The organism is Pseudarthrobacter linnaei (assembly GCF_055412825.1).
Genome location: NZ_JBVAYX010000068.1, coordinates 1 through 1586 on the forward strand (window position 1 = coordinate 1; position 1586 = coordinate 1586).

General features: G+C 71.6%; 1 protein-coding gene. It reads left to right on the forward strand.

All coding sequences use genetic code 11. The features are described from left to right. Positions 1-1586: cation-translocating P-type ATPase (locus ACZYZ3_RS20495; protein ID WP_463965601.1), on the forward strand; the 1586-nt coding region annotated here is incomplete at both ends.

Below are 1586 nucleotides of genomic sequence, written 5' to 3' on the forward strand. Positions count from 1 at the left end.
CTGCTGTGGTGTGCCTCCGTGCTGGCCTACCTGGCGGGCATGCCGCAGCTGGCCATCGCGATCGTCGTCGTGATCCTGGTGAACGGGGTCTTCGCCTACATCCAGCAGGAGCGCGCCCAGCATGCCGCCTCCAAGCTCCGCGAGCTGCTCCCGGCGATGGTCTCCGTCCGCCGGGACAACCGCATCATCAAGGTCCACACCACCGAGCTGGTGCCGGACGACGCCGTCGTGCTGGTGGCCGGCGACCGGGTGCCGGCGGACCTCCGGCTGGTGCTGGCGGCCGGCTGCTCCGTGGACGAATCGATGCTCACCGGTGAAAGCGAGGCGCTCGCCAAGGTCCCCGGCGACAGCGTCTTTGGCGGGACCTTCCTGGTCAACGGCCAGGCTGAAGGTGTGGTCGCGGGAACCGGCGGGAAAACCCGGCTCGCTGAAATCGCAGCCCTGACGGGAAAAGTGGAGGCGCCGCCGAGCCCGCTGGCGCGGGAACTGCAGCGCATCGTCCGCATCACCGCCACGATGGCCCTGGGCATTGGTGTGCTGTTCTTCGTGCTGTCCCTGCTGGTCGGAATCTCCTGGCGGGACGCCTTCCTGTTTGCCATCGGGGTGATGGTGGCGCTGGTGCCCGAGGGCCTGCTGCCCACGGTCACGCTGTCCCTGGCCGTCGGGGCGCAGCGGATGGCGCAGCGCAATGCACTGGTCCGGAACCTGGAGGCGGTGGAAACCCTCGGCTCCACCACCTTCATTTGCACGGACAAGACCGGCACACTGACGCAGAACCGGATGAACGCCGTCGAGGTCTGGACCCCTGCCGGGGTGCTCAGTGTCATCGGCGCGGGCTACGGGCCGGAGGCTGAGGTTACCGGCACGGGAGCCGGGGAGGCGCAGCACCTCAGCTCCGCCGCGCTGGCCGCGTCCGTGGGCCGCGCGGTGCTCCTGAAGGGCAAGTGGGTGGCAGAGGGCGATCCGATGGAGGCTGCCATTGCCGCGCTGGCCGCCCGGCTGGCAGGACCCGGGCCAGGTCCGGCGGAACCGGAGGTCTCGCACCGTTTCGCCTTCGATCCCCGCCGGCTGCGGGAGTCCGCGATCGTCGGCACCACGCTGTACGTCAAGGGCGCCCCGGAGTCCGTGATTCCGCTGTGCGTGCACGGCGGCGGCGACGCCGGTGAGGCAGCGGGCGCCGCCCGGGCGCGGGAGATGGTTGACCAGATGGCCTCCCACGGGCTGCGGGTGCTGGCCGTGGCCGAGCGGACCCTGCCCGGCCGGCCCGGGGCCAGCTTCCGACTGGAGGAGGCCGAGAGCGAACTGACGCTGCTGGGGCTGATCGGCCTGCACGACCCGCCCCGGGCCGAGGTCCGCGTAGCCCTCGAGGCGGCCCGCGGGGCCGGCATCAAGGTCGCCATGGTCACCGGCGACCATGCCTTCACGGCGGCCGCCATCGCCCGGGAAACCGGGCTGATCGGCTCACCCGAGCTGGTCCTGGAGGGACACAACCTGCCCGAGGACGACGCCGTCCTGGCCGCGCTGCTGGACCGCGACGGGGTGGTGGTCAGCCGGGTCACCCCGGAACAGAAACTCCGGGTGGCCCG